Raw genomic sequence first — 20,937 nt, 5'->3', positions numbered from 1 at the left:
AACTTCCTTCATCTCATCATCAGACATAGGTTCCTCGTCCGTTTGCAACAAGCGTTCGGGAACGCTCGGATCGTCGAGCATTGTCGACACAATTTGCAATTACCTCTCACAGCGCACCCGGTTCCGTGACGAACTACCGTAGTTGAACCATCGCAGACGGACACAGCTTCCCGAAACGTTCATTCGCCATAGCGCTCGCCACAAAGGCCTGCTCTTAGAAATGCGCAGGGTCGAAGAACCCTTCGTTTCCTGGAAGAACAGCGAGACGATCCCGGAAACATCGTCCATGACAATGCCAGATTTGCCAATGTTTGCCGCCCGCCGAAGTTGTCACGCGCACCTCGCAAGGATCGGCGTCGGTTTTCTCAATTGACTGCCCGCAAAAGCAGCATGGTCCCCAAGCGACCTCCATGATTTTCCTCCTGAAGCGTTTCGCTTTTCTAGCGAGACGCGTAGCGTCATCCCGGTGTTGGACAAACAACTGTGAACGATCTCTCCTGACACGTCGAACGTTCCTTCATGGCCGACATCTACCCGACGCAGCCGGCCCGGTTCGACCCGCAACTGCCTTTCGAGTCTTCCGAAAGCGGCCGTTCAAGCTTTGATTGGCTACCTCGCATCAGACGGTCGCGGTCCTCTAAGCACCAACACACTGAGACGCCGCAGCGCAATTTATCGACGTCTGGTTACTCACCTGCCCGCGTTGCTATTGATCTTGCCGACTCAAGATTCCGGAAAGATCGAGCCCCGCTGTGGCAAGTCGCGTCGTGACATGAACACGCTCGGTGTAGCCGTATTCAAATGCATTCCGGGGAGCATCTCCGATAGCACGCGAAAACATTCCGACTACCTGTCCAGTTGAATCGAAGACCGGGGAACCACTGTTGCCCATCGAGCCGTCGACGTCGGTTGTAAAGTAGTCGGTGCCGTCGACCGCTCTAACCTCACCAGCCGATACCCGGAGTGAGCAGTTAGCGTCCGTATATCCGAGTTCGTTCAGCTTTTGCTTGGCGCGCGCGCTGCGAATTGGAAACCCGGCCATCCAGACGGCCTCACCCGGCTGCATACCCCGGTCGCTGAGGTCAAGACACGCCTCAGGTGGTGGCTCGATGCGGAGAAGTGCGGTGTCTTCTCGCAGCTCGGCCGTGTTTTCACCGGTCTTGCACAACGCTCTTGCCTCTGGAGGATTGGATACTAGCCATAATGCCCGCGCTTCCTGCCACTCCCACTCCCCGGTCGCCGCTCGCCTGGCAATCTGAGCCTTGAGTGATTTACAAAGGGTCTCGACTGCGTTGAGGCCACTCTCTCGCTGGTAATTCGCTATTTCGGCAGTGACAAGGTGATAGTTCGTCAGAACGTATCCGTTCGACGTTATCGCGAAGCCAGTTCCACCGCCATCCAGTTCAATTCGCGCTGGCCACTCCGCATTGCGTCGAACGAGTTTTGCGAACTCGTGCCGGACCATTCCCATGGCAAATACTGGATCGTCCACCTTCTTCACGTCGTCAGGAGTGAAATAACGATGCCAGCATTCTGACCCGTCCGGCAATGACTCATTTCGCGCGAGAGCAGCAGCTTCTTCGCGACTGTTCGCGATGTCGATCTGCAGGATCGTCTTTGGCATGATGCGTACCATCGATGCTATCAACCTGTCTTCGCTCACTCGTGGCACTGCCAATTGAGACGGGTCGAACATTCCTTCGGGCATGTCTACCTCATGACTTTGGTGGTTTAGGTGAGTAACTGACCGACATCTGCCTGGTCTACGTACCGTTCCGGTGATAAAGAACCACCATCTCAGTAGCAGGCTGGCGATAACCGCAGGCAATAAAGAAGTGCTTTGCCTCCCCAAGAGGCTTTACGTAAACGGGAACGCCGTGGAACTCCTGCTCAACCATATTGAGCAGAGCGCGCCCGATACCCAATCGTCGCGCGTCCGCGTGCACCACCAACTCGCCAAGCATCGTGGTGAACGTCCCGTCGCTAAATGCGCTCACGTATCCCCACAGTTGCCCCGTATCGGATCGTGCATGCGCAACGAATGGGTAAGCCTCAAGCGACTTGCGAACCTTGGGCTCCGGATAGTCAGAGCCCCATCCCGCTGAAGACATCAGCGAAGAGTATTCCGACGCTGTAATAAGTTTGTTTCGATGAAGCGACCATCCACCTGAATTTTCGGCCATAAGCTGCTCGCAATTTTCCAGCGCTAGTAGTAGCCCGACGTTACAACGATCGTCAACAACCTGAGACGCCGTCTCGAAGGACTGTTCATGGCCGAACCTTACCCGTTGCCGATGGCCGACGAGCAAGCCGCTAGCTTGCGACCAACTATCGACTCCAACCGCGCCAATGAGAACACGCCCACAGCCAGGCGCCCGATACAGCGCCCGACCGCAGCCAATCCTGCACACCTACCCGCGCGTTACACCTCACCATCCCGCCGATAAAGCTTGATCACCGCCGAAAAATCAAGCCGCCCCGCCCCCTTCGTACTCATCGTCTGATACAGCTGCTGCGCGAGCGCCCCCAGATAAACCGGCTGACGCGCAAGCTTCGCAGCATCGGTAGCAAGCCCCAGATCCTTCAGCATCAGATCCGTACCAAACCCACCGGTATAACCGCGCGACGAAGGCGCCGTCGCGATCACACCCGGAAACGGGTTATACGTATCCGAACTCCAGCATCGCCCCGTCGACGTATTGATGATGCCGCCAAGCACATTCGGATCGATACCCAGCGCCTCACCCAACGACATCGCTTCGGCAACCCCCGCCATCGTGATACCAAGCACGAGGTTGTTGCAGATCTTCGCGACCTGGCCGGTCCCGGTGTCGCCGCAATGAACAATGTTCTTGCCCATCGACGACAGCACCGGCTTGACCTGCTCATAAGCCTCCGCGCTACCGCCCACCATAAACGTGAGCGTGCCCGCTGCCGCGCCGCCCGTGCCGCCCGACACCGGCGCATCGACAAACGCGTTGCCCTGCTGCGCGGCCAGTTCGGCAAATGCCTTGACGCTTGCTGGATCGATGGTGCTCGAATCGACGATCGTCACGCCCTTCGCGATGCCGGCCAGTACACCGTCGGCAGCGGTAAGCACGCTGCGCACGTGCGCGGCCGCGGGCAGCATCGTGATCACGCATTCGGCATCGGTCACCGCCGCCTTCGGTGATGCCGCAGCTTTCGCGCCCGCATCGACGAGCGCCTGCACAGCCTGTACGTTCAGATCGAACACATTGACCGCGTGACCCGCTTTCAGCAGGTTGTGCGCCATCGGCGCGCCCATGTTGCCCAGTCCGATGAAACCGATCTTCATAGTGCTATCTCCCGTTATGCCGCTCAACGCAGGCTGATGGTCGTATTAACACCGTCATTCACGGTCGCATCGTCAAACCAGCGCGCGGTAACGGTCTTCGTCTGCGTATAGAACTGCACGACCTGTTTGCCATAGGGACCGAGATCGCCAAGCTTCGAACCGCGCGAGCCAGTAAAGCTAAAGAACGGTACCGGCACCGGAATCGGAATGTTGATACCGACCTGGCCGATATCGATCTCGCTCTGGAACTTGCGCGCCGCCGCACCGCTTTGCGTGAAGAGCCCGACGCCGTTGCCATACGGATTGCGATTGACCAGAGCGATCGCTTCATCGAGTGTCGGTACGCTGAGCACCACCAGCACCGGCCCGAAAATTTCGGTGCGGTAGATATCCATATCGGTCGTTACATCGGTGAAGATCGTCGGGCCGATGAAGTTACCGTCTTCGTAACCCGGCACCTTCACCGCGCGGCCATCGAGTGCAAGCGTCGCGCCCGCCTTCACACCCGATTCGATCAAGCCGAGCACGCGCTGCTTCGCCGCACGCGAGACGACCGGCCCGATGTCGGTGCCCGCTTCGTGGCCCGCGTTGACTTTCAGCGTCTTCGCCTTCTCGACGAGTTCGGGCAACCATTGCTGTGACGCTCCGACCAGCACGACCACCGACGTCGCCATGCAGCGCTGTCCCGCCGCCCCAAAACCCGCCCCGGCCAGTGCATTCAACGTCTGCTCGCGATTCGCATCGGGCAACACGACGGCGTGATTCTTCGCACCCATCATCGATTGAACGCGCTTGCCGTGTTCGCTGCCAAGCCGGTACACATGCGTGCCGACCGCCGTCGACCCGACAAACGACACCGCCTTCACGAGCTCATGCGAACACAGCGCATCGACGACTTCCTTACCGCCGTGCACGACGTTCAGCACGCCCTTCGGTACACCGGCTTCGAGCGCGAGTTCAACGAGCGCCATCGTCGACATCGGGTCTTGTTCCGAAGGCTTCAGCACAAATGTATTGCCGCAGACGATCGCCATCGGGAACATCCACAGCGGGATCATCGCCGGGAAGTTGAACGGCGTGATGCCGGCGCAGACGCCAAGCGGTTGCCGCAGCGTGTAGGTGTCGACACCGCCCGCGACATTCTCCGAGAATTCACCCTGTTGCAGCGTGCCAATCGACGCCGCGTGCTCGACCACCTCTAGCCCGCGGAAGATATCGCCCTCGGCATCGGGCAGCGTCTTGCCCTGCTCGGCGGTGAGAATCTTCGCGATGCGCGGCATATGTTCGCGGATCAGCGCCTGGTACTTCAGCATGATGCGCATGCGCGCGCCGATCGGCGTGTGTTTCCACGTCGCGAAGGCCGCATGTGCGGCACGGATCGCGGCATCGACTTCAGCGGTCGTGGCGAACGGAACGCGCGCGAGCACGTCCTGCGTCGCGGGGTTCACGATGTCGCGCCATTCGGTGGTGTGCGATTCGACGAACTCGCCGTCGATCAGCAACTTCACCGTTGCAACGCCTGCCTTCGATGCCTGAGTGACTGCATTCATCATTGACTCTCTCTTCCGGAACAAAACGGGTTAGCTGGCATGTGTACGCATCATGAGCGTACAACCCAGCGCGACGATACCTAGTGCAACCATGTAGACCACGACGTAATGCGGACTGCCGCCGCCCGCGACGAGCAACGCCGTCGCGATCATCGGTGCAACGCCACCGCCCAGTACGCCTGCCAGTTGAACCGACAACGAGATGCCGCTGTAGCGGATCTCGGCGGGAAACTGCGCGGCGAACAGCTGAGATTCCGGCGCATACAGAATCGGGAACACGACACCGGTGCCGAGCACCATCGCCCACCACACCATCGCCGGATTCCGCGTGCCGAGCATCGCAAAGAACGGCGCCGCGAACAGACACATGATGACGAGGCCGATCAGGAACAACCTGCGCTGACCGATCTGGTCGCTCAACCAGCCGCAGAACGGCATCGTGAACAGCGACAGCACGGCGCCCGCGGTAATCGCATGCAGGATGTCGGCTCTGGGAATCTTCAACTGATTGGCTGCGTACGCAAGCGCGAACGCCACCACCAGATAGAACCAGGTGTTCTCGGCGGTTCGCGCACCGAGGATGATCAAGAGTTCGCGCGGCTGGCGTCGCAATGCAGCGAGCACCGGTGCCTTCACCGGCGCACCGGCCGCTTTCACACGCTCGAAGTCCGGCGATTCCGGCACGCTCACGCGAATCACCCAGCCGATCACGACCAGCACGATGCTGGCGAGAAACGGAATGCGCCAGCCCCACGCGAGCAGTTGCGCTTCGGGCAGGCGCGTCACGGCCGCCATCGCCAGCGACGACAGAATCAAGCCGAAACCGACGCCCGTCTGCGGGAGACTGCCGAAGAAACCTTTTCTGCCCGGAGGCGCGTGCTCGACGGCCATCAACACCGCGCCGCCCCACTCGCCGCCAACGGCCATCCCTTGCAGAAACCGCATCGTCACGAGCAGCGCTGCCGCGCCGTACCCGATGCTTTGATAAGGCGGAATCAGTCCGATCACGATGCTCGGAATACCCATCAGCAGCAGCGTGACGAGCAACATCGATTTGCGTCCGATGCGATCGCCGAAATGGCCGAACACGATGCCGCCCATCGGCCGCCCGATAAAACCGACACCGTAGGTCGCGAACGCCGCGAGCGTGCCGAGCACCGGGTCGAGCGTCGGAAAGAAGATCTTGTTGAATACCAGCGCCGCGGCTGTGCCGTAGAGGAAGAAGTCGTACCACTCGATGGTCGTGCCGGCCATGCTGGCCCAGCCCGCGAAGATGTAGTCGCGGGCGCGCCTGGGCGGCTGCCTCGTCGAGGCCAGTCCATCGGGCGTTGAAGGTATCTGCATGCGGTGTTGTCTCCGATTGTTTTTATGTCGCCAGCCGCGCACGGCTCACGCCACCGGTATTGCGGCAGCATACGGACGAGTATAGTTACTCGAATATTCACAGGGAATACGCGAAAAAGCCCATCCGATATGCAAAAAAACACAAGCCGGCTGCCACAGAACCTGAACTGGGACGATCTGCGCTACTTCCTCGAAGTGGCGCGCACGCAGCGCGCCAGCGGCGCCGCGAAGCGGCTCGGCGTCGATCACACCACCGTGGCGCGCCGCGTGCGGGAACTCGAGACGGCTCTCGGCACGGTCCTGTTCGACAAGTCGCGCACCGGCGGCTTCGTGCTGACCGCCGAGGGCCAGCGTCTGCTCAGCTACGCGGACGCCGTCGAAACAACCGTGCATTCGGCAAGCGAACAACTGGCGGGCAGTACGCAGTCACTGACGGGGCATGTGCGGATCGGATCGACGGAAGGCTTTGGGTGCTTTTTTCTGGCGCCGCAGCTCGCGCGCTTTAGCGGCAGTCATCCGGACGTATCGATCGATCTGCTGCCGGTGCCGCACTTCGTGAGTCTGTCCAAGCGCGAAGCCGATCTGGCGATCACGCTGGAGCGGCCCAAGCGCGGCCAGTATGTCTACACGCGGCTGTGCGACTACCGGCTCAAGCTGTACGGCACCGCCGATTATCTGAAACGTCACGCACCGATCCGCACCGTCGCCGATCTGCGGCAGCACGCGTTCATCGATTACGTCGAGGATCTCGCGTTCAGCCATGAGTTGCTCTATTTGAACCGCGCGGTGCCGAACGTGACGGCGAATTTGTGCAGCACCAGTGTGATCGCGCAATACCACGCGACGTTGCAGGGCAACGCGCTCGCGATTCTGCCGTGTTTCATGGCTGGACCGAACCCCGCGCTGGTCCAGGTGCTGCCCGACGAAGTGGTCGTGACCCGGCGCTTCTGGCTGTGCAGCCGCGAGGATCTGCGCAAGCTGCGCCGGGTCACGTCGCTGTGGGACTATCTGCGCGCCGCCGCCGAGGCTAACCGGCCGCTGCTGATGGGGGAATCGGCGGAAATGCACTACGTGGACGCTACGCAGGCGATCGATGCGATGCCGTTCGCGTAACCAGTCCGCCGTTCGCATATGCACCGACGTCGCGACCCCGTAGTCCCTACGATGGGCTATCGGGCGACCCATCCGGACTCGCCGCTTCTGCTTTCTGGCGAGGAACGAAACGATGGAAGACGTCGTGGTGATTGGTGGCGGCCCCGCGGGCGCAGCCAGTGCGTTGTGGTTGCATCAACTCGGGCTGCGCGTGATGTTGCTCGAGGCCGGCCCCGCTGTCGGCGGATTGCAGTTGCGCAGTCCGTATTCGAACAGGTGGATACCGGGCTTGCTCGGCAAGTCCGGACAAGAGGTCGCCGGGCTTCTGCAAGAACAGTTGCGCGCCGCCTCGGTGCCGCACATCCTCGGATTCAGGGTGACCTCGTTTCGTCATGTGGACGCGTCTGCTGTCTGGGAAGTCTCGAACGGCACCCGGACGTTCCGCGCACGCTATGTCGTGATTGCAACTGGCTCGAAACCGCGTAGCGCAGGGTTCGTGGAATCGGATTGTGTCGCGATTGGGCCCGGCATATCGATGGAGCGGGTTTCGGTTGAGGGCCGGCGGGTAGCCATTCTTGGGGGCGGCGACAATGCGTTCGAGCAGGCGAGTTCGGTGCTGCGCCGAGGGGCTGCCAGTGTGGACATGTATTGCCGTCGTCGGCCGAATGCGCAGTTGCTGTTGCAGCGCCTGATTCCTGCACGACATGTTCACGTCGGACCTTTCAAGGCCGATCAAAGCAGCATGACCGTCAACGGCATTCCCTATGACGTGCTCGGCGTTCAGTTCGGCTTCGACGCCTGTATCCCTGGAGGCCTCGATGTTCCTCTGCGATCAGGCTGCATCGATGTCGACCAGCAAGGCGCGATCCCTTCATTGCCGCGCATCTATGCAGCGGGTGAAGTGACGAACTATTGGCATCCCTGCGTGACGACCTCGTTTGCGCATGGCATCCAGGTGGCGAAGTCCATTCAGCTCAACCTGCTGGCAGAGGCGGCTGAAGGTGCTTCCGAAGCTGCGCGCGAGGTTCTGGTGGTGGATTGAATGCCTGGGGCCTGGGGCAGTTCCTGCCCTGGGTGTGATGACGAAGGCCACATGCGCTTCCTTCCGCATGTGGCCTTCGACGTAACCGTATGCTGCGGCGAACGGTGCAGGTCTATCCCTGGCACCGTCCGCTAACAGGTTTAGCTCAGTGCATTCGCATTCGTATTTGAGCCGCCCTGTCCCATGCCACCTTGTGCGGCCCACTGGAAGTCGTTCACGCCGGCGATGCCATCCGAACCCGCAACATCGTGCGTCTCGATCTGGTTGTACACGCTTGGGTTCTGCAACATCCACTTCGCGGCACCCGAATCGGTTGGCGTCGCATTCGCCGGCGGGTTGTACGCGAGCTGGTACAGCGCGTTCGGGTCCATCGGCGGTGTGTTGTTTGCGCTCATGTAGCTTGCCAGCGCACCCGACGCGCTTTGTGCATTGAACTGCTGACCACCGGTGTTCTGCTGGCCACCGTAGTTCTGCTGACCGCCGTAGTTCTGCGATCCACCGTTCTGGTACGGCTGCACCACCGGACCGTGCCCCAGCGGGATCGTATTGCTGAATCCGCCATTGAAGCCGCCACCGAAGTTAGACGCCTGCGAGGGTGAACCGGTATTCGAGCCACCACCAGGCGCTCCGTTTGTTCCACCGGTGCCGCCCGCGCCACCCATACCGCCCTGCGCGGCCCACTGAAAATCGTTCGCACCCGCAATGCCGTCCGAGCCCGCGACGTCATGCGTTTCAATCTGATTGAACACGCCCGGATTCTGCAGCATGAACTTCGCCGCCGCCGAATCGGTTGGCGTCGCGTTCGCTGGCGGGTTATACGCCAGCGCGTACAGCTGGTTCGGGTTCAGCGACTGCACGTTGTTCGCGCCCATGTAGCTCGCCAGGGCACCCGAGGCGCTTTGCGCATTGAGCTGCTGGCCGCCATTCTGCCCCGACGCCGGAGCGCTGCCACCGGCCTGCGGCGCCCCCTGAAGCATCTGCTCGATTTCCCCGAGCACGGTGGCGAGCGCCTGCTGGAATGCGCTCTGGTTTCTGCTCGCTGCATCGGACTGCATGCCCGGGTTGTATTGAACCTGGTCGGAACCGTTGTTGATAATCACAGTAGTCATCGTACGGCCTCATACGGATAGGTAGATGTGGTGAAGGCGACGCGTGAGATGACTCTAGGCTCCAGCAGCTTTTTCAACGTGCGACATGCGAAGTTGTTTTCCATGGCGCGAAGCGTCGGTGACGATCCGTGTTTCGAGCTGAGCGCCGCATGAGTGCGCGCAAACCGGCGCCCGACTGTCTTCGCAAATCGCGACCGGTGTTCGGTAACGGCGATGTAGCAGGCCACCTGCGATACCGATAATGGGCTTCCATTCGATGAGGATGCGTCGGCTTCGCCACTGCATCCAGAGGTGCTCGTTTCGCACAGGCGAGCGTTTATGCAAGGAGCCCCGCTGTCATGAACAACATATCGATCACTTTCATACCCGACGCCTCTTCCAGCATGGTGTCGGGTTCGCAGTCGAACGGCCAGAACGCGCCGCCCAATGGCGTAGACGCGAAACTCATCACTGAGATTCAGAACATACTGACCACCCTGATGCACAGGCAGGAGGGTGGCACGCAGCCAGGCACGCAGCCGACGAACCCGCAGCAGAACAATTTTCAGCAAACGAATCCGCAGCAAACCACGCAGTCACAGAGGAGTCTGTCGCAGGCACCCACCGGGTCGCCCGCTCAGACTACGAACTCAAGCAGCGCCTCCTATCCCGAGCTGGACAACTACACGGCGCAGAACGACTCGTCGGATCTCGGCAAATGGTCGGATCTTGCCGCAAGCAGCCAGGGCGTCTCGCTCGAGCGGCCGCTCGCCGCGATGCAGATCCTGTCGGGCCAGTCGGGTGCGAACGGACAACCACCGACGCCAGCGCAAAAGCAGGCCGCCATGCAATTCGTCAACGACAACCCGTCGATGAAGAGCGCGATGCAGAACGCGGGCGCGCTGAAATCCGACGGCACCATCGATCAGAAGAAGATGAAAGGCTTGATGGACTCGGTCCATACAAATCTCTCGCAGGCAGACGACAACGTTAAGGCCTACATGAAGAAGCATCCCGATGCGGATGCGGCCTCGCTCAACAAGGTACGGTCGGCCGGTTTGATACAAGCCTACAACGCGCTCGCCGGGGAATCGACCGGCCACCAGGGCGGCAAGAACAACAACAATTACAGCGGCGGGAAAAACAGCGGCGGCATCACGACGAAACAGCAGGTCGACGAACTGCAGGACAACAAGGGTTTCAGTTCCGCGCTGAAGAGTGCTGCCCAGGCGTGGTCGTCGAGCGGCGCATTCGATGCGCTCGATCGCGCCGGTGACGACAAGGCAACCAGCAAGGCTGACGGAAAAATCAGCGACGACAATCTGTCGAACTTCATCAAGAACGATGCGCCGAGCACCGCACAAGGCAACCAGAGCTTTCTCGAAGATGCGAGCCTGCAGAACATCACCGCGAACACCGATACCAGCAAGCTGAATCAGGACATCTTCGCCAATCCGCAGAACTACAGCCCGCAGCAGAAGGCTGCGGTGATGGTGAAACTGATGCAGACACTGGTGAACGTGAAGGCGGGCGGATCGGATGGTCTACGCGATGTCAGCAAGACCGTGGCAGCACTCACTCAGGACATCCAGCAGCTTGCCAGCGATCCCGCCACTCAGGCGTACCTGCAGCAAGCCGTGCCGCCTGCGATGCAGAATCTCGATGGCGAATTTGCGCAGGCCGGCGGTCTCTCCGAGGCGGGCGGCAGTGGCGGCGGTGGTGGCTCGGCGGTGGACGGTTCGGGTGGTCAGTCGCAGGGAGCCTCTTCGAACGTTGCCGATCAGGTGCATGAAGGCTTGAAGGACGCCAAAACCGTGACGCAGTCCCTTAGCGATCTCGCCAAGGGAGAGGGTTTCATGGGGCTCGGCGGCGACAGCGCCGCGGCCGAAGCCGCAGGGGCGGCAGGTGCCGCGGGCGGGGCCGAGGGAGCCGAGGGCGCAGTGGTTGGGGCCGATGCAGCGGTCGCTGGTGCGGAAGGCGGTGCAGCAGCAGCCGAAGGCGTGATGGGTGCGGTAGCCGGCGGTCTTGCCGCGGCGGCGCCGGTGCTGGCAATCGGCGCGGGCATTGCCGGTATCGCGGGCATCGTCATGGCCATCGTCCAGGCGGTGCAGAAGAAGCAACACCAGAACGAGTTCGCCGACAACGTCGATCCGACGTTGAAGCAGTTCGGCATTCCGCTGCCGAGCTGATCTGAGAAGCCTGAAGCGAGGTCATACGATGCGCCGCGTTCTATTCGACCGGAAAGATGAAGTCATGCGTTTTGTCGCGAGGCAAACCGGTGAAAGCCGCTATGACGACTGCTCGACGATCGGGCTCGAGAAGGATGGCGAGATCGTCGCGGGCGTCGTCTATCAAGGGCACAACGGGCCAAACGTGCTGATGCATTTTGCGCTCGGCGGCTCGCGCCATCTGATTACGCCGGCGTTCGTCTCTGCCGTGTTCATGTATCCGTTCCAGGTGTTGCAATGTCATCGCGTGACGGGTCTCGTGCGGGCTGATAACGTCAGTGCGCAACTGCTCGACGAGCATCTCGGCTTCGTGCGCGAAGGGGTGATGCGCGAAGGTGCGGGCGATCGCGAGGACTTCATCATGTACGGGATGCTCGAGCGCGAGTGCCGGTTTTTGCGTGGTCGTTATTTCGAGGCGCTGCAGCGGGAGTTGAATCGTATTGAGGTGGCGGCGTGATTAGTGGTACGTTTTGAGGCTCATGAGTGGAGTAACGGACGTCGATGTGACGTCGCCGTTACATTGGGAGCCTAGCCATGCCAGACAATCTGCTTATCGGCGACGTTGCTCGCCGCACCGGTCGGAGTGTCCACACCATCCGTTGGTACGAGTCTCAAGGACTGTTGCCGGGTGTGGTTCGCGACCAGGGTGGCCGAAGACACTACACGCAGCGGCATGTCAGCTGGCTCGACCTCATGGAGCGCCTGCGCAGTACCGGCATGTCGATTGCGCAGATGCGCAACTACACGGCGCTCGTCGAGCAAGGCGCGGCTACGCTGACAGAGCGTAGGGCGCTGCTTGCTGCACACCGTGCCCGCGTGCAGGAAGCCATCGAGACATGGACCGATGCACTCGCTCTGATCGATGCCAAGGTTGAGTTCTATGACGAATGGGTTGCCATCGGTCAGCGCCCGGCGGTCGAGCCGCATCGACGTCTCCTGACATCGACGGCGGCCGCCAGACAACGGCGAGACGGTTGAGCTGACAATCCCGCGGTAGTGGGCGGCCTTCGAGGTAGTCAGGCTGTTACATCGTTGGAACCTCGACTCGACGGCGCGTGCAACACGCGATCAATCAGCGCGGTGTCACAGTATTCGGTGAGTTCGCGCAACATGCCATCCTCGACGCGGATCACGAAACAGTATGTGTTCGCGTACCGCTCACCGGACACGGTTGTAGCATCGCCGTCGCACTGTACGACCACATAATCTTCGTCCGCGAGAATCCGCGTGGGAGCGATGCTCGACGGCGCCTTGAATTGCGCATAAAGCGGCTTTAACAAGCGTTCTATGACATCGGCCTTACCGTTGTAGGTGCCCGACCATGCCGTGTTCCCGATGATCCGCCAGACAAAATCGTCTGCCATGGCCGCGCGAAAAGGGCCGTGGTCGCGCTGGGCGCGTGCGTCCATGATGCTTTGTACTAGGGCTTTGTTTTGCAGAGTAGTCATTGCTGCGTCTCCGGACAGTGGAAACAGTGGACACGCATACGTTACGACCTGGAGTGCGCTCTAGGTCAAGCGCCAATCAAACGAGGGGCTTAACCATGAATACCCGCTTCAGACCTTTCTCCTCGGCACGATGCGTCTCGATGTAGCCGATGCGAGCGTAAAGCGCGATATTTTCTGTCATCGTCTCGTGGGTGTAGAGCCTGATGACGCGATAGCCTGCCGCTCTGGCTGAGCGCTCGGCGTACTCCAGCAGACTGCGGCCTATTCCTGTTCCTCTTGCAGAAGGTGCGACGGCCACGTTGTCGAGCAGCATCGCATCCGGCTCAGGGACGAGCACGAGAATGCCTTGTAGGGTGCCTTCCACCTCGACAACATAGACCCGGCCTGCGGCGATCAAGACTTCGTAGTCATCCGACATCGGTCCCGGCGGCCGCCCGATACGACTGATATAGGGCGAATAGGCGTGTCGAACGATTTCCTCGATAGCTTGACGGTCGGCCGGGACGGCGCGGCGGGGATCGGGATGCATTGCGATGTTTCTCCAGGATTCGACCGATCACGCGCGCCTGGTCTCGCGAATGGACGAGGCAAGCATCCACATCGCCGCGTAGTAGCTCGCGAGTATCCACAACGCCGACAACGGCAGCGGCGCGTGAAAGCGATCCCATGCCAGCAGGGTGTCGCTGAGCATGAACAGCAGGCCGCCAGTTGCGGCACGTCGTGCAGAGCTGCGCAGACCGTCGTCCGTTGCGCCGTGCATCCACGCGCGAGCCAGCGCCTGAGCGCCCATCGTCGCCAGTACCAGCACATAAATCAGCACAGGCACGCGCAACGCAGACGGCAACGTCGGCCACAGCAACCAGACGTTTAACGCCCCATAGCCGACACAGGCAACCCATGGCAACGGACGAGCGCCAAACCGTGTATCGCCGCTCAGTGCAGCGATAAAGCACAGATGCGCCAGCAAGAAACTGCCTAGCCCCGCCATAAACAGATTCAACGGCAGCATCAGGAAGACATCACCGGCCAGCGACAGGACTATGCCGCGCAGCATCCACGACCGGTAGCGGGGTGCGGCGGTCTGCGCCGTCCATGCGAGCCGCAGGATCAACAGCGTGGCGAGCGGCTTGCATATCCAGTGCAGCCAACGCCACGGCGTGTCCCCCGCATTCATGAGCAACGCGCCGAGAATTGCACCGGCCGCCGCCGCGAGCGTCAGGCATGCAAGCAACCTTGGTCTCGGCGACGAATTCGACGAACCGCGTCTAAGCGGTTCCGACTCTCCATGCAGCGTGCCGTACAACCAGTCCATCAACGGAAACACGATGTTGAAGTTGTACATCTGCATCAAATCCCGTCGATGATGGATTCGATGCAAGCGTCGCATATGGCTGATCCACGGCAGACGGGCGAGCGGATGCGTCTCGGGCAGATGTTCGCAGGCGTGAAAAATCTCATAGCTCAGGTACCCGGCCAGCATCGTGCCGCAAAACAGCGCGGCAACATTGCCGTTGATTTGCGCCAGCAACCACCAGACAACGAACAGCCCCACGCTGTAGAACACGATCAGCCACGCGGGAAAGAGAATGACCCGCCAGTCCTGAGCAGACTCGTAACGCATCCGCTCTTCGACGAAAAAGCTATGGTGATCGCCGGTGTGACGCTTGTAGAACATCGCGGCCAGCCGATGCTTGTAGTGACCGAGATGCTTATGCGCAAAGTATTCGGTCCAGTTGAACAAGACCAGCGCCAACGGAACGGTCAACCACTCGAGCGGCTCGACACGATGCAGTGTTCGCCAGAACAGAAACAGGCAAAGAGCGCCGTACGCCAAAACAAAGCCCCCGTGCAACCAGGGGCTGTAACGCGGATGAATGCCTGCGCGATAGCGCATCCGGAATGCCTGAGTGTCTTGAGGCACAGCGGCTCCTTCTCTCGTTGACGTCGGCAATGTGTCACGAAACGCGACGGGTCGTCTCGCCTTTCTTCAGCGATCCCGTCAAAGAGCGCGTCCACTCCGGTGGTTTCCACAAGTGCCGGAGGCGCTGAAAGAACGGCCCCGGTTGTGCGATATCGCGTAGCAGGTCCCTATATTCGTGAAGCCAGCTGACGAACAGGTTTCGCGTGTGAACCTGATTGACGATGCCATATTCGGGTAGCTCGTCTTGCGATTCCTCGACGAACGTACCGAACAGACGATCCCAGACGATCAGCGTGCCCGCGTAATTCCTGTCGATATAACGAGGATTACGCCCATGATGCGCACGGTGGTGACTCGGCGTGTTGAAAACGAACTCGATGGCGGGATGTAACTTCGGCACCAGCGTGCTGTGGATGAAGAACTGGTACACGAGGTTCAACGCGTAACACATGCCGATCCAGACCGGATTGAAACCGAGCAGCGCGAGCGGAACATACACGAGCCAGCCGCCATTAAATATGTTGGTCGCGTTCTGCCGCATCGCCGTGGAGAAATTCAGGCGCTCCGACGAATGATGCGTCACATGCGCACACCAGAACCAGCGTATGCGGTGCGAGGCCACGTGAAAGAAGTAGTAGGCGAAGTCGACGGCGATGTAGAGCACGATGCCGACGAGCCAGCTCCACGAGATGTCGAACAGCCGGTGCCGGTAAGCGAGCGCGTAGACAGGAAAAGCAATCACGCCCGCGAATACCAGTTCACTGATCTGATAACCAGCGCCCAGCGTGAAGTTCAGAATCGCTTCGCGCGCATCCATCAGCTTGCTGTCGTGGCGGATGCGGAAATACTCCCATAGCGCGACGCCGATGAAGACGGGCGTCGCCACGACGAAGATCATTTGACGTGCGTCCAGCGCCAGCCACGACGCGACGGTTCGACCGACTTCGTAGAGCCCGCTGTGCGTCAAGACTTCAGTGAATGCTTCGATTGTCGCCATATGCGTCTCCCCCAGCTTTCTTGTCTGTAGCGCTATTGAAAACCAGAAGGCCCTCGCAAGGCTTGACTAACGATGTCAGCAAATTGACAATCCGTGCCATTCGCGAATGGTCGTGAATGGGAGTGGCGATGCCGATCAAACGGGTGACAGGCGCGTGGACGCACTTACTGTGCGACTGGCTCGACGCGGAAGCGTTGCCCGCTGCGCGCTTGCGGGCCGAACTGGCCGCACTCGCCGACGATGAGGTCGTGGCGATGGAAACCTGGCAGTCGCTGCTCGAACGCGCGACCGCCATGCGTCCGGCGGTGCTCGCGCCGGGCCTGCAGATCGGAGCGCTCGTCGAACCGCGCCATGTTGGTGTGCTCGGCTATCTCGTGCTGGCTTCGGACACGGTAGGCGAGGCATTGCTCGTCTATCGACGCTACGAACGGCTTTTCTACGGCGTCGATCTCGCCGAAATCGAAATCGACGCTCAGGATGTCGAGATTCGCTGGCCCGCGAGTGTGCCGGCCGTTTCGCAAGTCGTCGACGATGTCGCGATTGCTGCGCTCGTCACCTTCATCGCACGACAATTGAATGCTGCGCCGTCACCGAGCCGGATCAGTTTCGTTCACACGCCGCCCGCCGATTCCGCCACACAAACGCTCTACGAAAACTTCTTCGGATGTCCCGTGGATTTCGGCGACGTCTGCACACGGGTTCGTTTTCCGGCTTCTTATCTGATGAAGCCGATGGCGCACGCGGACCCTGGTTTGCGCGCGTTGCTCGATCGTCAGGCGCAGGCGCTGCTGCTCGCACAGCCGGATCCGGATGCGTTTGAGCGCGCCGTTCAGGAGAGTTTGCTCAAGCTGTTGCCGGAAGGCGCGCCGACTATTTCCCGCGTTGCGCAGGTGTTGCATATGTCGGCGCGTACGCTGCAGCGAAGGCTCGAGGCGGGTGGGGAAACATGGCAGTCGATGCTCGACCGTACGCGGGAGCATCTGGCGCGTCAGTATCTGCTCGATCGAAGTCTGAGCCTGAGCGATATTGCGTTGCTGCTCGGTTACTCGGAGCAGAGTGCGTTTAACCGCGCGTTTCGGCGGTGGACCGACGAGACGCCGGCGCGTGCCCGACGTGGGGAACGTGATGGGCAATGAGCGATCGTGGAATCAGGTTGTTGCCAGGCCCGATTGCTGCGCGGCTTGCATCACCTTCTGCACGTAGGTCGGATCGCCGGTGCCGGCCGGTGTCGAGTTCAGGTTGTTCAGATCGACACCGTTCGGGCCGGAGTTGTACGCGCGTAGCGCGGCGCCCATGTTGCCGCCGAACTGCGAGGAAAGCGCCTTCATGTAGTTCGCACCGGCTTTGATGTTGTCGGCCGGGTTCGAGATATCGCCGCCACCGTATTGCTGAAACTCGTTGTTGCCGAGTTGCATCAGGCCGCCACCTGGGGTATTCGCAATCCCCTTGGATTCCTGCCAGATCTGGCCCGCGATGATGCCGGGAGGTACACCGGTCGATTGCGAAGCCGACATGATCTGATCGTGGTATTTGCTCGCAATGTCGGACGGCGACATGTCGCCGCCGGAGGTTTGCTGCGCTGAGTTAACGGATGAGGCTTGCGAGGGTTGCTGTGCGGGCGGTGGTGACGGCTGTTGTGCGTCCGATGTCACGGGCGGTGGCGGCGGCGGTGCCTGCGTAGATTGCTGACCGCCCTGCGCCCCTGCTGGCGGTGCTTGCGGCGCCTGCTGAGGCGCCGAATCCGGTGAATACGGTTGCGAGGCTGGCGAGGCGGACGACTTGCTGCCGATCGGTGGCGCGTCGTCGTCTCCGCCCTGGTTCTGCATCTGCTGCAGCAGGTACTGGATCATCTCGAGCAGCTGCTCGAGGAACTGCAGGTTTTTCGTCGCGTCGCTTTGCGACGGATCGCTCGGGTTGTTATCGAGCGCAGACGAAGGTTGGTTCTGCATGACGTTGAGCATGGCTTGCTCCCGCATGAGGTTGGCTTGTCGCGATTATTGGTCGCGGCTTGGCTTCGGTCAGTGTGTGATGCGAAGCGAGCGACCGCCATGCGAAGCGAAGCCGGCGACGTGCAGCAATGACTTATGTCTTTGGCAGCGTAGATTTCTTGCTGCGCCGGCGCGGCTTGGGCTCGACGCCTACGCGCGGGTCGCGTGCCAGGACGAGCGCTGTCATTTGCTCGACGGTTTCCTCAAATACCGGATCGGCTTCCGGGACATAGAGCCATTTTCCTAGCACCGGATGCGGTCGCAATGCGGGCATTTCATCGATGAGTGCGGCGTGGCGCTCCTGCGATGTGCATACCAGCAGGCCGTTCCACGGCGCGTCGCGATCGGCGGCGATCAGACACAACAGACCGTCGATATACGCGGCATCGCTGCCGAACATCCGCTTGTGGAGGTAGGTCGGCTCGCGCTCGAAGGCGTCGAAGATCCAGAGGAGAGAATTGCGGATGGTGGATGGCATCGGTGTGGAGTTCCTGGCGACGGCTATGCGGTGAGGTGCAAAGCTACAACCATTCCAGCCCCTTCCTCAAGGTCTCGCGTGCATTGTCTGTAATCACATCGCCATGTGCCACGACGACGCGCTCGAACGGCAATGCGAGGATGCGGGCCACGCTCTCTCTCGCGGCGCGTCGATTCGTGTAAACCACGCGCATCATCGGCGGCCAGGTGACGTTGCCCAGCATGCCATTCAACTTGAGATAGCCGCGTGTCAGCCAGTGCGAATGTGTCTTGAAGTTTTCGACGAGGTCGGAGGTGATGAGTGTCTTTGAAGATGGGTGATAGAAAACGGTCTCCTTCAACATGCTGCCTGCGATTGAGATCGACACTAGATCACTGCGCCAGTCTGGATCTGGTTCTTCCGATAGCACGGCGTCGAAATGTAGATCGCGTCGTTTGCGGTGTAGCCTGGCTGGTCCGTGCAACCTCGCGTCGGGATAGGTCGTCAAGGCCTGTTGCGCGTATACGTGGTGGAACAGATTCGGGCAGACGATGTGGCGGACAGGGCCGATTGCATCGATGGAAGCGCGCAACTCGGGTGTGATCGGTATCGGGGAATGTAATAGCACCGTGCCCGATGAAAGGCGGATCACTGTCATGCGGGTGTCGACGTGGAGCCCGAGGAAACTGTGGGGGGCTTTGCTTACCCAGATGTCTTCGGTGATCTGCTCAAGCTCGCTTGTTTTGAGTTGATGCATGCGGCTTCCTTGGCGATCGGTCGGGTTAGCGAAGCAATATAGGTTCTTCGATTGGATTACTCAATGGGTGTCGACATCGAGAGGTCTGGAAGAAGCGTCTTATATCCGACTGGGTCACGCCGTGCGTTAGTGACGGCGAGCGCGAACGTGTATCGCGTGTCGATCCAAGGAGTGTCCAATCGGTCGAGTTTTCGCAGGGTTGTGGGGTGGCTAATATTTCCCCTACAAAGACTTATATTTTACTTATAATTCACATGAACTCGATTGGCTAGGCCCCGAAAGCTGTGAAGCAGTTGCGCAAGCTCGACCGGCCGCATCAGGTTGCAATCCGCGGCGGTGTAAACACACTGACCACGATGCCAGATTGTCAGAACGTAAAGGCACTGACGAACCATGATTGCGGATATCGCCTCAGAGTCGGCGACTACCGGGTTTTGTTTAACTGGGATGGCGAGATTCGAATCGTCGAAATCGAAGAAGTGAGGAAGCGCGATGAACGCACGTACTAACATTCAGATCATCAACGGAGCCGACGGTAAGCCGGCCTTTGTTGTGATCCCCTACGCGGAATACGTCGCAGGACATAGCGCCGAGCGCGACCTGATTCCGCACGCTGTCGTTAGCCGCACGGTCGACGGCGCAACGCCGGTTCGTGCCTGGCGTGAACACCTCGGCCTCACGCAAGGGGAAGTCGCTGGGCGTTTGGGTATTTCGCAATCGGCCTATGCGCAGCAGGAAGCTAATCCGCGTCTGCGGAAACAATCGAGCTTAAAGATCGCGGCGGCGCTCGGTATCACTGACGGGCAGCTTGATTTTTAAGAATCGGGAAAAACAATGACTACGCCTAGCTGCAGCCCTGTAGGTGCAATTTAGCGTAGTTCGCAGGAAGCGGGAACGGGTGGATTTGCTGACAGCCTTATCAGGCTTGGTGCGCCCGGCTGGGATCGAACCAGCAACCCCTGCCTTCGGAGAGCAGCACTCTATCTTTTCTCCGCTTCGCATCCTCAAAAAGATCGCTGCTTTCGTTTCACAGTCCCTCATCCAATCGTACAACACTCGACGGTTATGTCGCGCAGCTAGTTAACTTCGGCCGTCTCAATTCGACCCTCGGCAGCCCTTCCGTGGGCCTGAGGACGTACATTGGGATCGCTACAGAGCTGCTCCCATCTGACGTGCGCGTTCCCTACATTGGCTGGCCATCCACAGCATGAACCACCCCAGCCCGCCAAAAAATATCTCTAGCAACCCTATCTCGCCTATCAACATGAACGGCGAATCTCGGTGATGCATTTCCGACAATGCGGCGGCGAAAAACGGGAAAAGAATGAGAATCCACCCCGACAATCGAAACCACTGTGCCTTTGACAGTTCTTTCTCTCCGGGCCTGGACGCCATCTCAGCGAACTGCGATCTGCTAATCCCTGACACCTTGGCACTTCGCCACTGTAGCCATTTAAATATCGCACCCGTTACCACAACGAAGATGAGAGCCGACACCCGGGCGTAGTTGTGAACATATGTAGTCATACGTGCGCCTCAAACGTGGAGCGAACCCGTCGCCCCGGTCGACATGGACGCATAATTCTTGTTAATTTCGGAACACGCGTCGAACGGCCGCTCCTGGCCGACTACTGCCCGAAGCAGCGGACTGGATTCGACCCAAAGCGGTCATCGACCCCGCTCCGAAGCAGTCATCCGATGCGGCCGCA

Annotated in this window: 21 protein-coding genes and 1 tRNA gene; 8 read left to right on the top strand and 14 right to left on the bottom strand. The window is 60.2% G+C overall.

All coding sequences use genetic code 11. From position 1 onward, the window contains the following. Positions 1-706: 706 nt before the first annotated feature. From BWP39_RS17225 to BWP39_RS17205, 5 genes are all read right to left on the bottom strand, one after another. On the bottom strand, positions 707-1,708 hold the full coding sequence (locus BWP39_RS17225) for a S1 family peptidase (protein WP_096722092.1): 1,002 nt from the start codon (positions 1,706-1,708) through the stop codon (positions 707-709). 55 nt (positions 1,709-1,763) lie between these two features. Continuing rightward, a complete protein-coding gene (locus tag BWP39_RS17220; protein WP_133116892.1) occupies positions 1,764-2,183 on the bottom strand; it encodes a GNAT family N-acetyltransferase in 420 nt (139 codons plus the stop codon). A 239-nt stretch (positions 2,184-2,422) separates the two neighbouring features. Beyond that, the gene (gene mmsB / locus BWP39_RS17215; protein WP_096722088.1) at positions 2,423-3,316 is read right to left on the bottom strand and encodes a 3-hydroxyisobutyrate dehydrogenase; all 894 of its coding nucleotides are present in this window, start codon (positions 3,314-3,316) and stop codon (positions 2,423-2,425) included. 23 nt (positions 3,317-3,339) lie between these two features. Then, on the bottom strand, positions 3,340-4,866 hold the full coding sequence (locus BWP39_RS17210) for a CoA-acylating methylmalonate-semialdehyde dehydrogenase (protein ID WP_096722698.1): 1,527 nt from the start codon (positions 4,864-4,866) through the stop codon (positions 3,340-3,342). Positions 4,867-4,896: 30 nt separating this feature from the next. After that, positions 4,897-6,210: an MFS transporter gene (locus BWP39_RS17205; protein ID WP_096722086.1), complete on the bottom strand. Its 1,314-nt coding sequence runs from the start codon at positions 6,208-6,210 to the stop codon at positions 4,897-4,899. 129 nt (positions 6,211-6,339) lie between these two features. On the opposite strand from BWP39_RS17205, the gene BWP39_RS17200 reads away from it, so the two are divergent. Together BWP39_RS17200 and BWP39_RS17195 are read left to right on the top strand one after the other, a co-directional pair. Then, positions 6,340-7,323 carry a LysR family transcriptional regulator gene (locus BWP39_RS17200; protein WP_096722084.1) on the top strand — a complete coding sequence of 328 codons (984 nt, stop codon included), beginning with the start codon at positions 6,340-6,342 and terminating at the stop codon, positions 7,321-7,323. A 112-nt stretch (positions 7,324-7,435) separates the two neighbouring features. Next, positions 7,436-8,344, top strand: coding sequence for an FAD-dependent oxidoreductase (locus BWP39_RS17195; RefSeq protein WP_096722082.1), 909 nt, complete (start codon positions 7,436-7,438; stop codon positions 8,342-8,344). Positions 8,345-8,484: 140 nt separating this feature from the next. Here BWP39_RS17195 and BWP39_RS17190 read toward each other — a convergent pair whose 3' ends face one another. Next, entirely contained in the window at positions 8,485-9,453 is a 969-nt protein-coding gene (locus BWP39_RS17190; RefSeq protein WP_096722080.1) for a hypothetical protein, read from the bottom strand. A 338-nt stretch (positions 9,454-9,791) separates the two neighbouring features. Between BWP39_RS17190 and BWP39_RS17185 the strand changes: the two genes are divergently transcribed. The 3 genes from BWP39_RS17185 to BWP39_RS17175 all read left to right on the top strand — a co-directional run bounded on the left by BWP39_RS17185 (position 9,792) and on the right by BWP39_RS17175 (position 12,638). After that, the gene (locus tag BWP39_RS17185; protein ID WP_096722078.1) at positions 9,792-11,621 is read left to right on the top strand and encodes a type III effector HrpK domain-containing protein; all 1,830 of its coding nucleotides are present in this window, start codon (positions 9,792-9,794) and stop codon (positions 11,619-11,621) included. Positions 11,622-11,649: 28 nt separating this feature from the next. Then, a complete protein-coding gene (locus BWP39_RS17180; RefSeq protein WP_096722076.1) occupies positions 11,650-12,117 on the top strand; it encodes a GNAT family N-acetyltransferase in 468 nt (155 codons plus the stop codon). 77 nt (positions 12,118-12,194) lie between these two features. After that, the gene (locus BWP39_RS17175) at positions 12,195-12,638 is read left to right on the top strand and encodes a MerR family transcriptional regulator (RefSeq protein ID WP_096722074.1); all 444 of its coding nucleotides are present in this window, start codon (positions 12,195-12,197) and stop codon (positions 12,636-12,638) included. A 38-nt stretch (positions 12,639-12,676) separates the two neighbouring features. Here the strand turns inward: BWP39_RS17175 and BWP39_RS17170 are convergent, their stop codons facing one another. From BWP39_RS17170 to BWP39_RS17155, 4 genes are all read right to left on the bottom strand, one after another. Continuing rightward, positions 12,677-13,108 (bottom strand): nuclear transport factor 2 family protein, encoded by a 432-nt coding sequence (locus BWP39_RS17170; RefSeq protein WP_096722072.1) that lies wholly within the window; start codon positions 13,106-13,108, stop codon positions 12,677-12,679. A gap of 76 nt (positions 13,109-13,184) precedes the next feature. Continuing rightward, positions 13,185-13,637, bottom strand: a complete 453-nt coding sequence (locus tag BWP39_RS17165; protein WP_096722070.1) for a GNAT family N-acetyltransferase — start codon at positions 13,635-13,637, stop codon at positions 13,185-13,187. 27 nt (positions 13,638-13,664) lie between these two features. After that, complete coding sequence (locus BWP39_RS32120; protein ID WP_157915151.1) at positions 13,665-15,029, bottom strand: lysoplasmalogenase; 1,365 nt, start codon at positions 15,027-15,029, stop codon at positions 13,665-13,667. 34 nt (positions 15,030-15,063) lie between these two features. After that, positions 15,064-16,026, bottom strand: coding sequence for a sterol desaturase family protein (locus tag BWP39_RS17155; protein WP_096722068.1), 963 nt, complete (start codon positions 16,024-16,026; stop codon positions 15,064-15,066). A 128-nt stretch (positions 16,027-16,154) separates the two neighbouring features. On the opposite strand from BWP39_RS17155, the gene BWP39_RS17150 reads away from it, so the two are divergent. Beyond that, positions 16,155-17,162, top strand: a complete 1,008-nt coding sequence (locus tag BWP39_RS17150) for a helix-turn-helix transcriptional regulator (protein WP_207556871.1) — start codon at positions 16,155-16,157, stop codon at positions 17,160-17,162. A gap of 12 nt (positions 17,163-17,174) precedes the next feature. On the opposite strand, the gene BWP39_RS17145 is transcribed toward BWP39_RS17150, so the two are convergent. The 3 genes from BWP39_RS17145 to BWP39_RS17135 form a co-directional block, all read right to left on the bottom strand. Beyond that, positions 17,175-17,987, bottom strand: a complete 813-nt coding sequence (locus BWP39_RS17145) for a lytic transglycosylase domain-containing protein (protein WP_157915150.1) — start codon at positions 17,985-17,987, stop codon at positions 17,175-17,177. Between the two features lie 121 nt (positions 17,988-18,108). Next, positions 18,109-18,492, bottom strand: coding sequence for a hypothetical protein (locus BWP39_RS17140; protein WP_096722062.1), 384 nt, complete (start codon positions 18,490-18,492; stop codon positions 18,109-18,111). Positions 18,493-18,535: 43 nt separating this feature from the next. Further along, entirely contained in the window at positions 18,536-19,228 is a 693-nt protein-coding gene (locus BWP39_RS17135) for a DUF4336 domain-containing protein (RefSeq protein ID WP_096722060.1), read from the bottom strand. 284 nt (positions 19,229-19,512) lie between these two features. On the opposite strand from BWP39_RS17135, the gene BWP39_RS32365 reads away from it, so the two are divergent. Next, entirely contained in the window at positions 19,513-19,737 is a 225-nt protein-coding gene (locus BWP39_RS32365) for a type II toxin-antitoxin system RelE family toxin (protein WP_235851432.1), read from the top strand. Continuing rightward, positions 19,721-20,047 (top strand): helix-turn-helix domain-containing protein, encoded by a 327-nt coding sequence (locus tag BWP39_RS17125; RefSeq protein ID WP_096722058.1) that lies wholly within the window; start codon positions 19,721-19,723, stop codon positions 20,045-20,047. The genes BWP39_RS32365 and BWP39_RS17125 overlap by 17 nt, the downstream gene beginning before the upstream one ends. A gap of 107 nt (positions 20,048-20,154) precedes the next feature. On the opposite strand, the gene BWP39_RS31750 is transcribed toward BWP39_RS17125, so the two are convergent. Then, positions 20,155-20,228, bottom strand: a tRNA-Ser gene (locus BWP39_RS31750). Positions 20,229-20,937 lie beyond the last annotated feature (709 nt).

This window comes from Paraburkholderia acidicola, assembly GCF_002362315.1.
GTDB lineage: Bacteria > Pseudomonadota > Gammaproteobacteria > Burkholderiales > Burkholderiaceae > Paraburkholderia > Paraburkholderia acidicola.
Note: the sequence above shows the minus strand (reverse complement) of the source record. Positions and strands in the feature narration are given on the sequence as shown.